At 55.4% G+C, this 17,790-nt stretch carries 15 protein-coding genes; 10 read left to right on the forward strand and 5 right to left on the reverse strand.

What is annotated here, in order from left to right; translation table 11 throughout:
- Positions 1–114: 114 nt before the first annotated feature.
- The 4 genes from J7J49_RS14185 (at position 115) to J7J49_RS14200 (ending at position 5,160) form a co-directional block, all read left to right on the forward strand.
- Positions 115–600: a YajQ family cyclic di-GMP-binding protein gene (locus tag J7J49_RS14185; protein WP_215093487.1), complete on the forward strand. Its 486-nt coding sequence runs from the start codon at positions 115–117 to the stop codon at positions 598–600.
- A gap of 68 nt (positions 601–668) precedes the next feature.
- The gene (gene pepN, locus J7J49_RS14190) at positions 669–3,299 is read left to right on the forward strand and encodes an aminopeptidase N (RefSeq protein ID WP_064236512.1); all 2,631 of its coding nucleotides are present in this window, start codon (positions 669–671) and stop codon (positions 3,297–3,299) included.
- Positions 3,300–3,343: 44 nt separating this feature from the next.
- The gene (yegS, locus tag J7J49_RS14195) at positions 3,344–4,300 is read left to right on the forward strand and encodes a lipid kinase YegS (RefSeq protein WP_215093489.1); all 957 of its coding nucleotides are present in this window, start codon (positions 3,344–3,346) and stop codon (positions 4,298–4,300) included.
- A gap of 44 nt (positions 4,301–4,344) precedes the next feature.
- On the forward strand, positions 4,345–5,160 hold the full coding sequence (locus tag J7J49_RS14200; protein ID WP_215093492.1) for a hypothetical protein: 816 nt from the start codon (positions 4,345–4,347) through the stop codon (positions 5,158–5,160).
- 69 nt (positions 5,161–5,229) lie between these two features.
- Here J7J49_RS14200 and J7J49_RS14205 read toward each other — a convergent pair whose 3' ends face one another.
- On the reverse strand, positions 5,230–5,433 hold the full coding sequence (locus J7J49_RS14205) for a cold-shock protein (protein WP_007114660.1): 204 nt from the start codon (positions 5,431–5,433) through the stop codon (positions 5,230–5,232).
- A 133-nt stretch (positions 5,434–5,566) separates the two neighbouring features.
- On the opposite strand from J7J49_RS14205, the gene J7J49_RS14210 reads away from it, so the two are divergent.
- Positions 5,567–6,223 (forward strand): LysE family translocator, encoded by a 657-nt coding sequence (locus J7J49_RS14210; protein ID WP_064236515.1) that lies wholly within the window; start codon positions 5,567–5,569, stop codon positions 6,221–6,223.
- 38 nt (positions 6,224–6,261) lie between these two features.
- Here J7J49_RS14210 and J7J49_RS14215 read toward each other — a convergent pair whose 3' ends face one another.
- The gene (locus tag J7J49_RS14215; RefSeq protein WP_215093494.1) at positions 6,262–8,211 is read right to left on the reverse strand and encodes a transglycosylase SLT domain-containing protein; all 1,950 of its coding nucleotides are present in this window, start codon (positions 8,209–8,211) and stop codon (positions 6,262–6,264) included.
- A gap of 138 nt (positions 8,212–8,349) precedes the next feature.
- Between J7J49_RS14215 and J7J49_RS14220 the strand changes: the two genes are divergently transcribed.
- The 4 genes from J7J49_RS14220 to sixA all read left to right on the forward strand — a co-directional run bounded on the left by J7J49_RS14220 (position 8,350) and on the right by sixA (position 12,462).
- The gene (locus J7J49_RS14220) at positions 8,350–8,682 is read left to right on the forward strand and encodes a YkvA family protein (RefSeq protein WP_064236517.1); all 333 of its coding nucleotides are present in this window, start codon (positions 8,350–8,352) and stop codon (positions 8,680–8,682) included.
- A 134-nt stretch (positions 8,683–8,816) separates the two neighbouring features.
- A complete protein-coding gene (gene htpG, locus J7J49_RS14225; RefSeq protein WP_215093496.1) occupies positions 8,817–10,751 on the forward strand; it encodes a molecular chaperone HtpG in 1,935 nt (644 codons plus the stop codon).
- A gap of 108 nt (positions 10,752–10,859) precedes the next feature.
- Positions 10,860–11,990: an NAD(P)H-dependent glycerol-3-phosphate dehydrogenase gene (locus J7J49_RS14230; RefSeq protein WP_215093701.1), complete on the forward strand. Its 1,131-nt coding sequence runs from the start codon at positions 10,860–10,862 to the stop codon at positions 11,988–11,990.
- The gene (gene sixA / locus J7J49_RS14235; protein ID WP_215093498.1) at positions 11,983–12,462 is read left to right on the forward strand and encodes a phosphohistidine phosphatase SixA; all 480 of its coding nucleotides are present in this window, start codon (positions 11,983–11,985) and stop codon (positions 12,460–12,462) included. The genes J7J49_RS14230 and sixA overlap by 8 nt, the downstream gene beginning before the upstream one ends.
- Positions 12,463–12,545: 83 nt before the next feature.
- Here sixA and J7J49_RS14240 read toward each other — a convergent pair whose 3' ends face one another.
- Positions 12,546–14,093 (reverse strand): MFS transporter, encoded by a 1,548-nt coding sequence (locus J7J49_RS14240; RefSeq protein ID WP_215093500.1) that lies wholly within the window; start codon positions 14,091–14,093, stop codon positions 12,546–12,548.
- A 167-nt stretch (positions 14,094–14,260) separates the two neighbouring features.
- On the opposite strand from J7J49_RS14240, the gene J7J49_RS14245 reads away from it, so the two are divergent.
- A complete protein-coding gene (locus J7J49_RS14245) occupies positions 14,261–14,575 on the forward strand; it encodes an ArsR/SmtB family transcription factor (RefSeq protein ID WP_215093502.1) in 315 nt (104 codons plus the stop codon).
- A 245-nt stretch (positions 14,576–14,820) separates the two neighbouring features.
- On the opposite strand, the gene gatB is transcribed toward J7J49_RS14245, so the two are convergent.
- Both gatB and gatA read right to left on the reverse strand, forming a co-directional pair.
- The gene (gene gatB / locus J7J49_RS14250; protein ID WP_215093504.1) at positions 14,821–16,275 is read right to left on the reverse strand and encodes an Asp-tRNA(Asn)/Glu-tRNA(Gln) amidotransferase subunit GatB; all 1,455 of its coding nucleotides are present in this window, start codon (positions 16,273–16,275) and stop codon (positions 14,821–14,823) included.
- Positions 16,275–17,735 (reverse strand): Asp-tRNA(Asn)/Glu-tRNA(Gln) amidotransferase subunit GatA, encoded by a 1,461-nt coding sequence (gene gatA / locus J7J49_RS14255; protein WP_064236521.1) that lies wholly within the window; start codon positions 17,733–17,735, stop codon positions 16,275–16,277. The genes gatB and gatA overlap by 1 nt, the downstream gene beginning before the upstream one ends.
- Between the last annotated feature and the right edge of the window lie 55 nt (positions 17,736–17,790).

A 17,790-nucleotide genomic window follows, 5' to 3' on the forward strand; every position in this document is an offset into this window, starting at 1 on the left:
TGTGAATATTTGTCTTAATAATGCCCCCTTAAAACCAACAATAAGCAACAGAATTGGCCCCTGGGGTGCTGGCTGCTCTAGAATAGGGGGTCATGTCTTGTCAGGAATTACATCATGCCCTCATTTGATATTGTCTCAGAGTTCGATAAGCACGAAGGCGCGAACGCCGTTGATCAAGCCAACCGAGAAGTGCAGTCGCGGTTTGATTTTAAAGGCGTCGATGCAAGCTTCACCCTTGAAGGCGACAAAGTGCAGCTCGAAGCGGAAGTTGATTTCCAGCTTAAGCAAATGCTCGATGTGCTGCGTGCACGTCTCATCGCCAGGGGTATCGATGCCCGCTGTATGGATGTGCAAGACCCGGTGCTCTCCGGCGTGAAAGCGCGCCAGGAAGTTACCCTCAAGGAGGGGCTCGACGCGGCGGAAGCCAAAGATGTGGTCAAGCGCATCAAAGCCAGCAAGCTCAAAGTGCAGGCGCAAATTCAGGGTGAGAAGGTGCGTGTCACGGGTAAAAAACGCGACGACTTACAAGCTGTTATGGCGCTGCTACGCGGTGAAGAGGGGCCGGACTTACCACTTCAGTTCGATAACTTCCGCGACTAGCGGAGGTTACGTTGCCTGCCATCCCGCTTTAATTATGTAATATTCGTTTTATACAGGAGTCACGCACTATGTCTGATCCGCAGCCGGTTTATTTAAGCGACTACCAGCCACCCGCCTACCGGGTAACTCATACCGAGCTGACGTTTGATCTTGACCCCGCCGCGACCCGTGTGAAAGCGCGACTGTTGATGGAGCGACATCCAGAAGCTGACACCAATGCCCCGCTGGTCTTAAATGGCGAGCACCTGAAACTGATCTCCCTGGCGATTGATGAAGTGACGCTGGAAGCCTCGGCATATGCACTGGATGATGAAGGCCTGCGCATTGCTCAGGTGCCCGAGCGGTTTGTATTGGAGAGCGAGGTGGAGATCGCCCCGCAGGAGAACACGGCGTTAGAAGGGCTCTACCAATCCAATGCTATGTACTGCACCCAGTGCGAGGCTGAAGGATTTCGGCGGATTACCTTTTACCCCGACCGCCCGGATGTTATGGCGACCTTTAATGTCACGGTGATCGGTGATCAGCAGCGCGAGCCTATTTTGCTGGCCAACGGTAACCCGATAGGGCGCGGCGAGCTGGACGGCGGTCGTCATTTTGTTACCTGGGAAGACCCACACCCCAAGCCTTGTTACTTATTTGCGCTGGTCGCGGGTAATTTGCATAGCGTAGAGGATCATTTCACCACCATGAGCGGGCGTGTTGTCACGCTGCAGATTTGGGTGGAAAAAGAGAATCTAGATAAAACCGACCATGCCATGGCTTCGTTGAAGCGGGCGATGGAGTGGGACGAGCAGGCGTACGGTCGCGAGTACGATCTGGATCTGTTTATGATCGTGGCCGTTAGTGACTTCAATATGGGGGCGATGGAGAACAAAGGTCTCAATATCTTTAACTCGGCGGCAGTGCTAACCCACCCCCATACGGCCACTGATGCTGCTTTTCAGAGTGTCGAAGGTATCGTTGCCCATGAGTATTTTCATAACTGGTCGGGCAATCGTGTCACCTGCCGCGACTGGTTCCAGCTCTCGCTGAAAGAGGGCTTTACGGTCTTTCGTGACCAGTGCTTTTCGGCGGATACCAATTCCGCGCCGGTTAAGCGCATTCAGGATGTGTCCTTTTTCCGCACTGCCCAGTTTGCCGAAGATGCCGGCCCCACCGCGCATCCGATTCGGCCCGACCACTATATTGAAATTACTAACTTTTACACCCTAACGATTTATGAGAAAGGCGCCGAAGTCGTCCGCATGCTGCGTAATTTGGTGGGGGAAGAGGCGTTTCGGCGCGGCTCAGACCGATACTTTGAGCGCTTTGACGGGCAAGCGGTGACCATCGAAGACTTCGTCGGCTGTATGGCGGAAGTTTCCGGTGAAGATTTTAGTCAGTTTATGCGCTGGTATTCCCAGGCGGGAACGCCGGACATCGATGCCCACGGCGAGTATGACTATGTGCACGGCGAGTACCACTTAACGCTGCGTCAGCGTACGCCTGCAACGCCAGGCCAGACAGATAAGCTGCCGCTGCACATTCCTGTGCGTATGGGCTTAGTGGGTACCAAGTCGGGCCAGGATCTAACCCTAACGCTCAATGGCGAGAAAATAGGCAAAGATGCGGTCATTCATCTGCGTGAAGACGAACAAACGTTTGTGTTTACCGATGTTGCCGAAGCGCCGGTGCCCTCTCTGCTACGCGAGTTCTCCGCGCCGGTGAAGATGCATTATCCTTACTCACGGGAAGATCTCGCTTTCTTGTTGACCCACGACAGCGATGGTTTCAATCGTTGGGATGCGGGCCAGCGGCTGGCACTACTGGCCCTGGAAGACTTGATTGCCGCTCATCGCAATGGGGTTGAAAAGGTCATGGACAGCCGCGTTGTGGATGCCTTTAAAGCATTGCTGAACGGGCCCATGAATGATAAAGCGGTCTTGGCTGAGATGTTGACGCTGCCTTCTGAAGCCTATATCGCTGAGCAGCAGCCTATTGTCGATGTTGATGCCATTCACGCTGCGCGTGAGTTTGTTCGCCAGTCGTTAGCCATGGCGCTGCGCGATGAGTTTGCCGCCATCTACGAAGCCAATATGTCTGAAGAAGCGTACGCGCCGACCCCGGAGCAAATTGCCCAGCGTAGTCTGAAAAACGTGGCGCTCGCTTATCTAATGTCGATTGAGGATGAGCAGGGCTTGGCCTGGTGTGAAGCGCAGTTTGCGGCCGACCACAATATGACCGATGTGCGTCAAGCTCTAACCCAACTAGTGCACAGTGATCGCGATGACCTTGCGTCACCTGCCTTGAAGGCGTTCGGAGAGAAGTGGGCCCATGATCCGCTGGTAATGGATCAATGGTTCACTGTGCAGGTCTCGCGTCCTCAGTCGGATGTGCTTGAGCGGGTCAAGTATCTGATGCAGCACCCCGCCTTCTCGCTCAAAAACCCCAACCGAGTCCGCGCTTTGATAGGGGCCTTTGCTCAGAACAGAGTGAATTTCCACCGTTTGGATGGCCAAGGCTACCAACTGCTGGCCGATGTGGTCATTGAGCTTAATCGGCTCAACCCAGAGATTGCAGCACGGCTTATTACGCCGCTAACCCGCTGGCAGCGCTTTGATGAAACGCGCCAAGCGCTAATGCGGTCTGAGCTTGAACGTATTAAACAACAGCCGCTATCGGCAAATGTTTACGAGGTGGTCGAGAAGGCATTGGCATAAGGTATTGCCATTAAATATGTATCCTAAGGAAAGGAATAACAACAGTGACAGATTCTCAGCAACACTATTTACTGATTATTAATGGTAAATCCGCCGGTAATCCGGCATTGCGTGAAGCCGTCGATGAACAACGTCAGGCAGGGATGCTGATTACTGTTCGCGCTACCTGGGAAGGGGGCGACGCGGCTGATATTGCTGAGCAATCTGACGCCATGGGGATTACCCATGTGATTGCCTGTGGTGGTGATGGCACCGTCAGTGAGGTCATGAATGGGTTAATGCGCTTGCCCCATGACCGACGACCTGTATTGGGGATTGTGCCCTTAGGCAGTGCCAATGACTTTGCGACCTCGGTCGGCCTGCCACTGGAACCAGGCGAAGCTTTGGCGGCAGCCAGGGAGTTGAGCGCCTATCCTATCGATGTTGTGCGGGTGACCGCAGGTGCCGGCGGTGAATCAGCCACCAGCTACTATATCAATATGACCACCGGTGGGTTTGGCGCTGAAGTGACGTCATCGACCCCGAAAACCTTAAAGCGGTTGCTCGGGGGCGGGGCATACTCGGTGATGGGGGCGCTAAAAGCGTGGCGCCACCGCAGCTACCGCGGCACGCTGCATTGGGACGAGAAAGAGGAAAGCGCATCGCTGTTGCTACTGGCGCTGGGCAATGGTCGCCAATCAGGCGGCGGCCAAGTGCTGGCACCGCGTGCCAAGCTGGATGATGGCCGCCTGGACGTGCTGCTGGTCAAAGACTTCAGCTCGGTAACGGAACTGACCAAGCTCATCGGCGAGCTGCAAAGCTTTCCCTATGACGGGCGATTCGTGCGCTATTTCACCACTACCCAATTGACGGTGACCACTCAGCCAAACGAGTCACCTTGGCCACTCACGCTAGATGGTGAGGCACGCTACTATGATCAGTTCTGCGCGGAAGTAGTGCCTCTTGCACTGCGTGTATTACTGCCCGAGGAGTGCCCGTTGCTTTCCTCCAGTCGACCATGACCCGCTAAGTTTAGATGTTTAACGATACAAAGGAGAAGAATCAAATGGCAAATCGCGTGTGGATACCCGCACTCGCCGCTGTGGCTCTATTGCTCAGTGCCTGCGGTGACTCCCAGGATGACCCCACCGTGACACCCGATGAGGATTCTGCGGTGATGGATGAAGAAACCGCTCGCGATGAAGGGGCGGGCGAGGAAGAGGCGCCGGACGCCGCTGAAAACGCGGCACAGATGTCCAGTCGCGAAGAGGTGGAGGATGATATTGAAGCACGCCAGGCCGCTGAAGAGTTTGAGCGAGCGGATGCATTACGCGAGGACAACATCCAGTCTAATGGTGCCGTGTCTAGTGACAGTGCTACGGCAGGTGGCGAGGAGGTTGAAGCCGGAGAAGATACGCTGGCGGCTAATCCTGAGGACGTGCTCGATGAAGAGGGTGCCATGCCGGGTGAAGCTACACGTTCTGATGTGGATGAGATCATTGCCGAAACTGAGCGTCGTTTCGAAGAGGCTGAGCAGCGTTTAGAAGAGCAGTTTCAGGAGGTGGAGCAGCAGGCGCCATCACTAGAGCCGATGGAAAGTGAGGATGTCTCGCCAAGTTGGGACACTGAAAGCAGTTTGCCAGAGCGGACGCCGTTGCAAGATGATCGTGAGGCAACCGATGTTGACGCTTTGATTGAAGATACCGAACGCCGCTTTGAAGAAGCACAGCAGCGGCTTGAAGAGCAGTATCAAGAGTTGGAAAATCGCGGGGCTGAGAGTGGCGCGGTAGTCGAGCCGTCAGGCGAGCTTGGCAGAGGCGTTGAAAGCAATGAGCCTAGTCAGGAATCCAATGCGAGTGATGAGTCGCGGAGTGAGGAATGACGCTTGAGCGATTACCGTTAGGCAATAAAAAAGGCCCGCAAGTGCGGGCCTTTGTACATCCGTTAGCAATTAAGCTGGGCGGATGTTGGAAGCCTGAAGGCCTTTTTTACCCTGAGTCACTTCAAAGCTGACTTTTTGACCATCTTGCAGGGTCTTGAAGCCTTCAGCTTGAATTTCGGAGAAGTGGGCGAACAGATCGTCTCCGCCGTCATCAGGAGAGATGAAGCCGAAGCCTTTAGTATCGTTAAACCACTTAACAGTGCCAGTTGCCATTTTCTATTTCCTTAACGTGCTTAGTAATCACGGGCAACTCAATTGTCCACCCGCTACAATTACTCTAGATGCAAACGCGGCTGTCGTCCAGCGACATTCCTAAGATTTTTTATTTCGTTGCGAGTAAGTACCCATGATGCAGTTAGGTTTTATCGATACACAATTTATTTCCTTTCTGGTGGCGATCACGCTGTTAACGATTAGCCCCGGTGTTGACACTTTGTTGGTAATTCGGAATACGGCGCGTGGAGGGATTAGGGATGGCGTTACCACCAGCCTTGCTATCTGCTGCGGCCTATTTGTACATGCTACGATTTCAGCGTTGGGCATCTCGCTGATCTTGCTGCAATCGGCCTGGGCGTTTCATATGCTGAAACTGGTGGGGGCGGGCTATCTCATTTGGTTGGGAATCACCAGTTTGCTGGCAGCGCGTCGAGGGCAGCCGCTGCCGGTTAATGGCGTGCTAGCAGGCACGCCTGCTGTTTCACGCTGGCAGCCGGTCAAAGAAGGCTTTTTATCCAATGTATTGAATCCTAAAACCGTGGTTTTCTACATGGCTTTTTTACCCCAGTTTATAGCGCCCGGCGACCCTGCGTTACTGAAGTCGCTATGGCTGGCAGGGGTGCACTTTATCATCGCCAATATATGGCAAATCGGGGTAGTGCTAATGGTGGGGAGTGCTGGTAAGTGGCTGGCCAGTGCGCGCTTTGCGCAAACGCTAAACGCCGCTACGGGTGCGGTGTTGGTGGTGTTTGGTATTCGGCTGGCATTAACACAACGCCCGGTTTAAACCGGGCGCTGACGTCAATCTAAACAAGAGAATGCAGCTTAGCGGCGGGCAAGTAGCGCCCGGTCGTAGCGCACCTGTTGTTCGTTATCGCTTAGCAGTGAAACGCCTTCGCTGCTGCCGCCGTTGGCAAGGCTTTCAAAAATCACTCGATAGCTAAGCACTGCCTGGACGTAGTCGCGGGTCTCGCGGAAGGGGATGCTCTCCACAAACAGATCAAAGGCCTCTACGCCATCGCCAAGCCACTGGTCGACGCGGCCAGGGCCAGCATTATAGGCCGCAGCGGCGGCCAGGCGATTACCCTGATAGCGCTGCAGCTTATCGCGCAGGTAGGTGCTGCCCAGGCGGATATTCAGTTCTGGGTCTAGCACGCCATAGGGGCCAGGGTCGCTAATGCCTAGTTCGCGGCTGACTTGGCTGGCGGTGCCGGGCATCAATTGCATAAGCCCGCGGGCTCCTGCGGGTGAAAGGGCGTTGGGATTGTAAGCGCTTTCGCGCCGGGTAATTGCCATCAACAAGTAAGGGTCAACGCCCGTCATGCGGCCCCAATGTTGAAAGCTGTCGTGGTAGGCCTGGGGGAAGCGCCAATCCAAGGCGTCCCACATTTCGGCGGCTATGGTGGTCTGCACTAAGCGTGCATGCCACTGCTGCTGAGCGGCGTAGTCGGCTAGTGCGCGCGCCTGCTGGGGAGAGCCGCTTTGTACCGCATGTAACCACTCGCTGTTGGCCAGCCCATCTTCGCCAATGCGTAGCAAAGCCTCGGTGCGCTGCACGGCGGGGAGTTGGGCAATACGTTGGCGCGACGCTTCGTCAAAATGGTTGCGCTCAAGATTCAACTGATAGGGTTGGCCAAGTCTTTCTGCTGCCGCAAAGCCGTAAAAACTGCGATCTAAAGCGGCTTGCTGGTAACGCGCTTCGGCGGCTGTCTGGTTGCCAAGCTGCCCATTGGCGCGGCCCAGCCAATACTGCCAACGGCTATTTTCTTGCTGGATAGCGGGCATTTCAGCAATCCAGTGGATAACCCCATTCCAGTCTCGGTTAGCCAGCGCACGGCGAACACGCAGCTCTAACACCCGCTCGCTGTCAAACGTGGGTAACACCCCGTCGACCCAGCTAAGCGTGCCGGGGACATCCCGTACTAGCGCGTAGAAGGCCAGTTCCTCTTCGATGGCTGCACGGTCACTGGGGAGCAGATTTAAGCGCGACGAGAGCGTCTGCCAGGCGGCAAAGGCTGCCGGTGTGTCTTCACGGGTATAGCGCTGCATGGCGGCCCGGTAGAAGCTTGCTGTCGCGGCACACTCTGGGCCCAGGCAAGAGGGCGCCTGAGTAATTGCGCTGCTGCGCGCGGCAACACTATCCATTGTATCCAATGCGGTTTGCCACTGGCCGCTTAACAGCCCTCCAAGATAGCTTGAGAGGCTTGTTTCGCCTGCCTGCCAAGCGAGCATCTTGCGCTCCCAAATAGCCGTGGCGTCGATAGTGCCGTTAGCCCGCAGGCGTTCAAATAGCGGATCGCAGGCATCCGGCTGGGAACTGCCGACGCGCCATAAGTCGAGCCCTGCTTCGCTTGCCACCTGGGGTTGGCTAGCGAGTAGCGCGGTGTAGTAGTGGCACTGGCGAGCGGTACCCGCCGGTTCACCGTCGGCCACCGCGAGCAGGTCGCTATAGCGACCCGCATGACCATACTTGGCAATCGCTTGACCACGAATCCACCCTGCTAGCGGAGAGTCAGCGTATTGATCAATAAATTGCTGCACTCGGTCAGGGGAAACATGCGGCAGTTGTCCCCTTATGCGGTGGTATTCCACGTAGCCCCGCAGCGGGTGGTCTTCAATGGCGCGTTCATCTACCCGCGCCCACTGTTGTTCCCTTGCGGCAGCTAGGGCATCACGTAGCTCACTGTCTGAAGCGCCCCAGGAAAGTGCGGGTAACCCCGCCAGCAATGCGGTACATAGCACGCGGGCGGTATGGCGAAATGGCGAAACCAACATGGTGCTCTCTCTCTATCAATCGGTGTCACTTTATCTGGGCTTGGGTGCTGCCCGCCTAGTTTGCTGAGCAGCCGCTATACTGAACGAATACCCGCAGTCATGATCTGACCGCCCAGATACTTAAAGGATCTAATTACGATGGCTCCATTATCCACTTGGTGGTTCTTACGTCGACTCAAATCCCGTGTTTGGGCGACAAAACGCATTGTGCGTGCGTTAAAACTGTTTATACCCATGACCCGCGACGTGATGCGTGGCGACTTTCGGCCTATTCCCTGGTCAGCTTTTGGCATGATGGCATTAGCGCTAGGTTATTTGGTAATGCCGTTTGATCTGATCCCCGATTTTCTGATGCTCATCGGTGTAGTGGACGACGTACTGATTGTCGGCTGGCTGCTCAATCGTATCGATCAACGTCTGGAAGGCTATCGGGCCTGGAAATATAGCGATCCCGATATGACGCCTTCTTAATGCTGACGACTTGTTAACCCCCGCGCTTGAAAAATCTCTGCTTAGCCCCATATCAAGTTCACGAAACTACTTTAAGCCCCTGCATGCGTCACGCAGGGGTACATGACTCAACGTGATTGATAAGGGCTAAGCGCATGACAACTGCTACCCACGAACAAGCGACTGATAAATCGGCTAACCACGAAGAAACGCTAGGCTTTCAAACCGAAGTTAAGCAGCTGTTGAATTTGATGATTCACTCCCTGTACTCCAACCGGGAGATATTCTTACGCGAGCTTATTTCAAACGCGGCGGATGCCTGCGACAAGCTGCGCTACGCGGCGCTTGATAACGATGCGCTCTACGAAGGCGATAGCGAACTGCGTATCGAAATCGAGCATGACCGTGAGGCCAATACGATCACTTTACGTGATAACGGTGTCGGTATGAACCGTGAAGATGTGATCGCTAACTTGGGTACCATCGCGCGCTCCGGTACCGCTGAGTTTCTCAAGCAGCTTTCCGGCGAGCAGCAGAAAGATGCCAAGCTGATCGGCCAGTTCGGCGTTGGTTTCTACTCAGGCTTTATTGTTGCTGATGAAATTTCCGTGCGTACCCGCAAAGCGGGCACGGACGCCGCTGAGGGCGTTGAGTGGCGCTCAAAAGGGGAGGGTGAATTTACCGTTGCTGATATCGAACGTGCTCAGCACGGCACCGAAATCACTTTGCACCTGAAAGAGGACGCCAAAGAGTTTGCCGACGACTATCGTCTGCAGAACTTGGTGCGCAAGTACTCGGATCATATCGAAGTGCCTGTGCGCATGCCGAAAGTGGAAACGGCGAAAGATGACGAAGGCAACCCCATCGAAGGTAGTGAAGTAACTACCTTGGAAACCGTTAACGAGGCGACAGCGCTCTGGTCGCGCCCGAAGAGCGAGGTTTCCGACGATGAGTACAAGGCGTTCTATAAGCACGTTGCGCACGATTTTTCTGACCCTCTGACCTGGAGCCACAACAAGGTCGAAGGCAAGCTTGAGTACACTAGCCTGCTTTATGTGCCGGGTCGTGCGCCCTTTGATATGTTTGACCGCGACGGCGCCCGGGGCGTTAAGCTCTACGTGCAGCGCGTGTTTATTATGGACGACGCTGAACAGTTCCTGCCGCTCTATCTGCGCTTTGTCAAAGGCGTGCTGGATACCCGTGAGCTATCACTGAACGTCTCCCGCGAACTGCTCCAGCAAGATCCCAACGTCGATAAGATCAAAGCGGCGCTCACCAAGCGCGGCTTGGATATGCTGAAAAAGCTCGCCAAGGATAAAGAGCAGTACCAAACCTTCTGGAATACTTTCGGCAGCGTTCTCAAAGAGGGGCCGGGAGAGGATCCATCCAACCGCGAAAAAATTGCTGGCTTGCTGCGCTTTGCCTCAACCCACAGCGATACGGCTACCCAGGAACATGCGCTGGCAGACTACGTTGAGCGCATGAAAGAGGGTCAGCAAAAGATTTACTACGTAGTGGCGGATAGCTTCAATGCGGCCAAAAATAGCCCGCACTTAGAAATCTTCCGCAAAAAAGGTATCGAAGTACTGCTGCTATCTGACCGTATCGATGACTGGCTGATGAGTCATCTCACCGAATTCGACGGCAAAACCTTTGCCGATGTGGCTAAAGGTGAGCTGGATCTTGGTGATGTAGAAGACGAAGAAGAGAAAAAAGCCCAGGAAGAGACTGCTAAAGCCAAAGAAGATCTGGTCAAGCGCGTTAAAGAAGCACTGGGTGACGGTGTTCAAGAAGTCAAAGTGACTCACCGCCTCACCGACTCACCGGCCTGCGTGGTGTTGCCCGAGCATGAGATGGGCTACCAGATGCGCCGCATTATGGAAGCCGCTGGGCAACCGCTGCCAGAGGTGAAGCCGATCCTTGAGCTGAACCCCAGCCATGCGCTGGTAGCGCGCTTGGAAGGAGCTGAAGGCGATCTGTTTACCCAGCTAGCCTACATTCTGCTGGATCAAGCGATCATCGCTGAGGGCGGCCATTTGGATGACCCAGCCGCCTACGTCAAGCGCCTGAATAGCGTTCTAACGGCGTAATAAAATACCCTGCGTTAACGAACGACGGCCCGCTGGTTACCCCAGCGGGCCGTCTGTTTTGATAGAGTAGGGTTTACGTTCTACAAGACTTCTTAGGACACTATTATGATGGCTGAGCAGCAAACCAATGTCCCAGTGCCAACCAATGTAGCAGTGCTGGGGGGCGGTAGTTTTGGCACGGCGCTGGCGAGTATTGCCGCTGACAATGGCGCCCAGGTTCGCCAGTGGATGCGTGATGAAGCGCTGGTCACGCAAATCAACCAAGAGCACCGTAACGGGCGCTATCTACCCCATTACGCTATGAATCCGGTCGTCGAAGCCTCAACTGATCTCCAAGCTGTGCTGGCTGACGCCGAGCTAGTGCTGATCGCGATTCCCTCCAAAGCTTTTCGCAGCGTTGTGCAAGCGGCGAAAGCGTGGCTGAGGCCTGAGCAGATCTTGGTCAGCACGACCAAGGGGATTGAGCAGGAAGGTTTTCTGCTGATGAGCCAAGTGCTGGAGCAAGAGACGGGCTTTAGTCATATTGGTGTGATTGCTGGCCCCAATCTAGCCTCTGAAATCGCCGATAAGCAGCTAACCGCCACAGTGATTGCCAGCGCAGATCCGTTAACCCGCACTCGGGTTCAGCAGGCATTGGGCTGCCGCTATTTCCGTGTTTACGCCAGCGATGACCGCCACGGCGTTGAACTTGGTGGTGCGCTAAAAAATATTTATGCCATCGCTGCCGGTATGGCGGCGGCGCTGGGTATGGGCGAAAACACCCGCAGTATGTTGATGACTCGCGCTTTAGCGGAAATGAGCCGCTTTGCCGTCGCCCAGGGGGCTAACCCGATGACGTTTTTAGGCCTGGCGGGGGTGGGGGATTTAATTGTTACCTGCTCGTCTAACCTATCGCGCAACTACCGCGTCGGCTATGCCATGGGTGAAGGGCGTACGCTGGAGGAGGCCGTAGATGCGCTTGGTCAAGTCGCAGAAGGGGTGAATACCGTTAAGCTGGTATGCGCTAAAGCGAACGAAATGGGTGTTTATATGCCGCTCGCTGAAGGCCTTAATCACGTGCTATTTGATGGTGTGCCAGCTCAGGATATGGCGCGCACGCTCATGATGGGCGAGCAGAGCAGCGACGTAGAGTTTATTCTGCCCCGTGAAGCCGTTCAGCAGGCCCATCGAGACCAATCTCATCACAACCAGGCTTCTAAGGAACAGGTTTCTAAGAACCATGGAGGCAGGAATGGCTGATATGCTGATTATGCGCCACGGCGAGGCCGCGCCGGGGTATCCTGATCAAGCGCGCCGATTGACGCCTCACGGCGAGCTGGAAGCCGAAAAAATGGCGCGCTGGCTGGCCGAGCGTGTCGCTTCGGACGAGCTGCCGGTGCCGAGGATTTATGCCAGCCCCTATGCCCGTGCGCAGCAGACCGCACAAAGGCTTTGTGATGCGCTGGGAACATCATGTGAGACGCTTGGTTTTATTACCCCGGATGATTCCCCCAGCGCGGTAAGTGACTGGCTACTTGAGCAGCCTGAGGGCACGCCAATCATGCTGGTCAGCCATATGCCGCTGGTGGGAGAGTTGGCGGGGCTGTTGGTAGAAGGCAGCCCGGCGCAAGGGGTTGGCTTTCCTACTGCCGCCATCGCCGAGCTTGAGGCTGAGGTATGGGCGGCGGGTTGTGCGCAGTTGAAGCGGTTTACCCAGCCCAGCCAGCTTTGAGTGCGGTAAACACCAAAAAAAGCGGCTGCCGAGGCAGCCGCTAGTCCGTTAAGCTTGACTGGCATTTTTCTAACTGAATATTTCTACTGGGTTATTTCGACTTCCGTGCTGTACGCGCCTTTCTCGTTGGCTCGACGGATCAAACGAGCGATGATGACGGTGAGGACAATCACTATGCCGAAGAGCATCCAGAGAACGCTATGGAATGCACTGTCGTAGCTGTATGACAGAAGCTCGTGGATATCCCCGGAGCGTCCAACCGGAACGCGAATGTCGAAATTGCCTGCTGCGACGTCATTCATCCAACGCTGAACGGTCGCACCATCGGATTCGAATGCCGAGAGTTCGGGTCGTAGTCGGCCGTACAGAAGTGTTGTCAGCATCGCGCCGTAAAGCGACACTGCAATGGCCTCGCTTCCCAGCCTGAAGGTGTTAAGCAGCCCTGCTGCCATCCCGGCTTTCTGGTCAGGTACGACATGAAGTGCAAGACCATCGACCAATCCGGCTGCCAGTCCATATCCTGCGCCGATGAGAAGCAAGGCCGGTGTCAGAAAGACCAGTGAGACGGATGGGCCGCTAACGAGTGCCAGCCACGTAATGCCGACAAGCAGGCAAAAAAGGCTAATGATAAGCACTCGAGTTGACGACACGCCCCTTGCCACCAGCTTCCCAGCAGCGATGGGACACACGAGCATAGGAGCAGTCAGCAGCAACATCGTCAACCCCGCCTGCGTGGCCGACATACTCGAAACCGATGTCAGATATGATGGGAAATACGTCAGCAGTGTTACGAAGCCGAAGGAACCGGCGACCGTGATCAGAGAGTATCCGACGAATGGGCCGTTGTTGAGCAATGAGAGATCGAGCATCGGGGTTGCATGTCGTCGTTCCTGAGACCAGAAAAGGACGAAAATGAACAAGGAGGTTGCGGCGAGCGCTAAAACGCGCCAGTCATCCCAACCCCACTGTGAGCCCTGAACTATGCCAATCATGAGAACGAACAACGCAGCGCTGAACAAGAACGCGCCGCCGAAGTCGAAGTTGGGGACTTTGCCAGCAACAACACCATCCTGGGGAACCACCTTTGCACTCAGCAGCACGAGCAGAAGAATGACGGCATGAGCATAGAATATCGACCGCCAGCCAAAAGCATCAAGAAGTAGGCCTGAAATGGTCGGCCCAAGGCTGACGCCGAGGCCCGCCACAGTGCCGAAAAGAGCGAAGACCCGAACTCTAGCGGCTCCCTCGAAATTGGTCGATAGAAGAGCAATGCCGCACGAAAACACGGCGGCGGCACCGACGCCTGCGAGTGCACGACCGACATCCAAAACGAGTGTGGTTGGCGCAATCGCTGAAAGTAAAGAGGCCAACGTATAAATTGCGACCCCCGCAAGAAAGCACCTTTTTCGTCCCAAGCTGTCAGCCAGTGCGCCCCAGGCGAGCGTGAGGCAGGCGAAGGTCAGGTTAAACGCGTTCACAACCCAATGAAGGCTGGGAAGTGGCGCATGTGTATCGATCGCGATACTCGGCAACGCGATAGCGGTTCCGGAGATCGAGCTTGGAACAACAAAGATTGCCAGTAGAATAACGGGGAGCAGCAGCGCGTTGCTCCTAGAGATTTCTCTGTTCATGGGTTTCTCGATTCTTTTAAAGGATGGCCTGCTAGAAAGGTTAGGTCGGCATATGAGGTTCTATCCGAACAATAGGTTCTATATTTATAGAACCTATTGTTCGGATAGAACCTAATCGCAAACACGGCGGGAGTCAAGCGGCTTCACGCTAGTAGAGGAGGGAAACAATGCCTGATGAATCTGGTCATCCCACGGTAGATGAGATGCGGCTGGGTGCTGTGCTTTCAGCGCTTGCGGAGCAAAAGCGCCGTTATGTCGTTCGGGAGTTCCTTAAAATGGAGAAGGGGGCAGAATGTCATTGTTCGGCCTTCAAGCTGAAGCTCAGCAAGGCCGCGACGTCTCACCACTTCCGCGTGCTGCGGGAAGCGGGGTTGATCTGGCAAACCGATTTGGGAAACAGGAGCGTCGCGCACCTTCGCTACGAGGAGGTCGAACATAGGTTTCCCGGCTTGCTCGCTTTAGTCCTGAAAGAGGCCGAATAATGGCCTTTTGGCACAGCCCGGTTAGCCGACTGTCATCCCACCGACGACGTTCTGAAATCGATGATAGGGATGGCACCTTGCTTTGTATTACCCGATAGACAAGAAAGATCCTATCCACGAGCAGTACGGGCTATCCCACAGAAATATTCGGTTAAAAAAATGCCAGTCAAGTTAAACTGACTGGCATTACTGGAGAGGCAGCCGATAATGATATCGAGCAATCTTCAGGTCGTTAGCACATTTTGCTACAGCAATGCATCGAGTTTCTGCTTTAGCAAACCATTAACTTGCTGCGGGTTAGCCGTGCCGCGCGATGCCTTCATCACTTGGCCGACGAAGTAGCCGATCATCTTGCCGCGTTTTTCCGGCTCCGAGTCGCGGTATTGAGCGACCTGGGCGGGGCTGTCGGCGATTACCTGATTGATCATTGCTTCGATAGCGCCGGTGTCGGTCACCTGCTTGAGGCCTTTCGCTTCGATCACCTCATCAGCACTTTCGCCCTGGCCATTCCACAGCGCTTGGAAAACCTCTTTAGCGGCTTTGCCGTTAATGGTGTTATCCAGCACGCGGCTGATCAGTTCGCCTAGCTGGCGGGCAGAGATCGGGCTATTGGCAATGCTTAGGCTTTCGCGGTTAAGTGCCCCGGAGAGCTCACCCTGCACCCAGTTAGCCGCCTGTTTGGCATCGCCACATTCGCTATGCACGGCTTCAAAAAATTCGGCCATATCGCGGCTGGCGGAGATGACGTTGGCGTCATAAGCGGACAGCCCCAGTTCGTTCTGGAAGCGCTCGCGCTTATCCGCCGGTAGCTCGGGCAGTTGCCCGCGCAGGTGATCCAGGTAGGCTTGATCCAGCACCACCGGCAGCAGGTCGGGGCAGGGGAAGTAACGGTAGTCGTTGGCCTCCTCCTTGGTGCGCATGCTGCGGGTTTCATCGCGGTCTGGGTCGAACAGGCGGGTTTCCTGAACCACGCTGCCGCCATCTTCAATCAGCTCAATCTGGCGCTCCACCTCGAATGCAATCGCACGTTCGACAAAGCGGAAGGAGTTAACGTTTTTAATCTCAGCGCGGGTACCAAAAGCTTCCTGGCCTTTGGGGCGAACCGAGACGTTAACGTCGCAACGCATTGAGCCTTCCGCCATATTGCCGTCGGAAATGCCCAGGTAAGTAACGATGGAGTGAATCGCCTTGAGATACGCTGCGGCTTCTTTGGCATTGCGCATATCCGGCTCGGAGACGATTTCCAGCAGCGGCGTGCCCGCTCGGTTCAAGTCAATACCGGTCATGCCATGAAAATCTTCATGCAGTGATTTACCGGCATCCTCTTCGAGATGGGCATGGTGAATGCGAATACGCTTGGAGCTGCCATCTTCCAGGGTAATCTCAACGTCGCCAGGGCCGACGATGGGGTGGTACATCTGGCTGGTCTGATAGCCCTTGGGCAGGTCGGGGTAGAAGTAGTTTTTACGGTCAAACACCGACACTTCAGCGATGTCTGCATGCACTGCCAGGCCAAACTGCACGGCCATGGCCACGGCTTGCTCGTTAAGCACCGGCAGTACGCCGGGTAGGCCTAAGTCTACCGCACACGCTTGGGTATTTGGCTCAGCGCCAAACGCCGTAGAGGCGCCGGAGAAGATTTTAGAGCGCGTTGCGAGCTGAACGTGGACTTCAAGCCCAATCACGGTTTCCCATTGCATTAGGCGTACTCCTCGGCAAAGGCAGGACGTTGTAAGTGCCAGTCGGTCGCTTGCTGAAACTGGTGGGCGACGTTAAGCAACTGCGCTTCGGCAAAATGGGTGCCCAGAATCTGCAGACCCACCGGGCGGCCACCGACAAAACCTGCGGGTACGCTAATGCCGGGGATGCCAGCCAGGTTAACCGCAATGGTGTAAATATCCTGCAGGTACATCGACACCGGATCTTTTTTAGCGCCCAGGTCGAAGGCTGGCGTAGGCGAGGCGGGGCCCATCAGCACATCGACGTCTTCAAAGGCGTCCAGGAAGTCCTGACGAATCAAACGGCGCACCTGTTGGGCTTTGGTGTAGTAGGCGTCAAAGAAGCCTTCAGAAAGCGTGTGAGTGCCGATGAGGATGCGTCGCTTGACCTCTTCGCCAAAGCCTTCCTCTCGCGAACGCTTGTACAGATCAATCAGATCGCTGGGGTTGTCGCAGCGGTGACCAAAGCGCACGCCGTCGTAGCGGGAGAGATTCGAAGAAGCCTCCGCAGGGGCGATCACGTAGTAGGCCGGAATCGCATAATGGGTATGCGGCAGGCTGACTTCGCGCACCGTGGCGCCTAGGGATTCGTAAACTTTCACCGCCTCGCGGACGGCATTTTCGACCTCCGGGTCTAAACCATCGCCAAAGTATTCTTTCGGTAGGCCGATTTTAAGTCCCGAGAGGGGGGCGTTAAGGCTCTCTACGTAGTCGGGTACGCCGCGGGCAACACTGGTGGAGTCACGGCCGTCATGACCCGCAATCACACCCAGCAGGTGGGCGCAATCTTCGGCACTGCGCGCCAGCGGGCCTGCCTGATCAAGGCTCGAGGCGTAGGCAATGATGCCAAAGCGCGATACGCGGCCATAGGTGGGCTTTAAGCCGGTGATGCCGCAAAACGCTGCCGGTTGGCGAATAGAACCGCCGGTATCGGTACCCATGGCGGCGGGCACTAGGCCTGCTGCGACCGCTGCAGCACTGCCGCCAGAACTACCGCCGGGCACAGCCGTTAAGTCCCAAGGGTTCTTCACCGGGCCGTAGTAGCTGCTTTCGTTGGAGGAGCCCATGGCGAACTCATCCATGTTGGTTTTACCCAGACTAATCGTGCCCGCCGCGTTGAGTTTTTCAACAACGGTGGCGTTATAGGGGGCAATAAAATTATCCAGCATTTTCGAGCCGCAGCTGGTTTTTACACCTTGAGTGCAAAAAATATCTTTCAGTGCCAAAGGTATGCCCGCTAGAGGCCCGGCTTTGCCAGCTGCTCTGGCGTTGTCGGCGACTTCAGCCTGCTTCAGCGCCTGCTCAGCGGTCACGCTGATAAAACTGTTCAGTTTGCCGTCAGCCTTGTCGATGCGCTGTAAATAGTGAGCGGTTAGCTCGCGGCTGGAAAACTCGCCGCTTTTCAAGGCGGCAGCGAGTTGCGTTAAGGTTTTCTCATGCATGACCCAGAAGCTCCGTTCAGGGGAGAAAAAAAGAGGCAATAGTGGTGGCTGCCAA

It is taken from the genome of Halomonas sp. ISL-56 (assembly GCF_018612805.1).
Classification (GTDB): Bacteria; Pseudomonadota; Gammaproteobacteria; order Pseudomonadales; family Halomonadaceae; genus Vreelandella.

Bases quoted from the DNA above. Each gene is read 5' to 3' on its own strand.
- J7J49_RS14185 (WP_215093487.1), top strand. From the start codon at position 115: ATGCCCTCATTTGATATTGTCTCAGAGTTCGATAAGCACGAAGGCGCG.
- pepN (WP_064236512.1), top strand. From the start codon at position 669: ATGTCTGATCCGCAGCCGGTTTATTTAAGCGACTACCAGCCACCCGCC.
- J7J49_RS14200 (WP_215093492.1), top strand. From the start codon at position 4,345: ATGGCAAATCGCGTGTGGATACCCGCACTCGCCGCTGTGGCTCTATTG.
- J7J49_RS14205 (WP_007114660.1), bottom strand. From the start codon at position 5,433: ATGGCAACTGGCACTGTTAAGTGGTTTAACGATACTAAAGGCTTCGGC.
- J7J49_RS14210 (WP_064236515.1), top strand. From the start codon at position 5,567: ATGATGCAGTTAGGTTTTATCGATACACAATTTATTTCCTTTCTGGTG.
- J7J49_RS14215 (WP_215093494.1), bottom strand. From the start codon at position 8,211: ATGTTGGTTTCGCCATTTCGCCATACCGCCCGCGTGCTATGTACCGCA.
- J7J49_RS14220 (WP_064236517.1), top strand. From the start codon at position 8,350: ATGGCTCCATTATCCACTTGGTGGTTCTTACGTCGACTCAAATCCCGT.
- htpG (WP_215093496.1), top strand. From the start codon at position 8,817: ATGACAACTGCTACCCACGAACAAGCGACTGATAAATCGGCTAACCAC.
- J7J49_RS14230 (WP_215093701.1), top strand. From the start codon at position 10,860: ATGGCTGAGCAGCAAACCAATGTCCCAGTGCCAACCAATGTAGCAGTG.
- sixA (WP_215093498.1), top strand. From the start codon at position 11,983: ATGGCTGATATGCTGATTATGCGCCACGGCGAGGCCGCGCCGGGGTAT.
- J7J49_RS14240 (WP_215093500.1), bottom strand. From the start codon at position 14,093: ATGAACAGAGAAATCTCTAGGAGCAACGCGCTGCTGCTCCCCGTTATT.
- J7J49_RS14245 (WP_215093502.1), top strand. From the start codon at position 14,261: ATGCCTGATGAATCTGGTCATCCCACGGTAGATGAGATGCGGCTGGGT.
- gatB (WP_215093504.1), bottom strand. From the start codon at position 16,275: ATGCAATGGGAAACCGTGATTGGGCTTGAAGTCCACGTTCAGCTCGCA.
- gatA (WP_064236521.1), bottom strand. From the start codon at position 17,735: ATGCATGAGAAAACCTTAACGCAACTCGCTGCCGCCTTGAAAAGCGGC.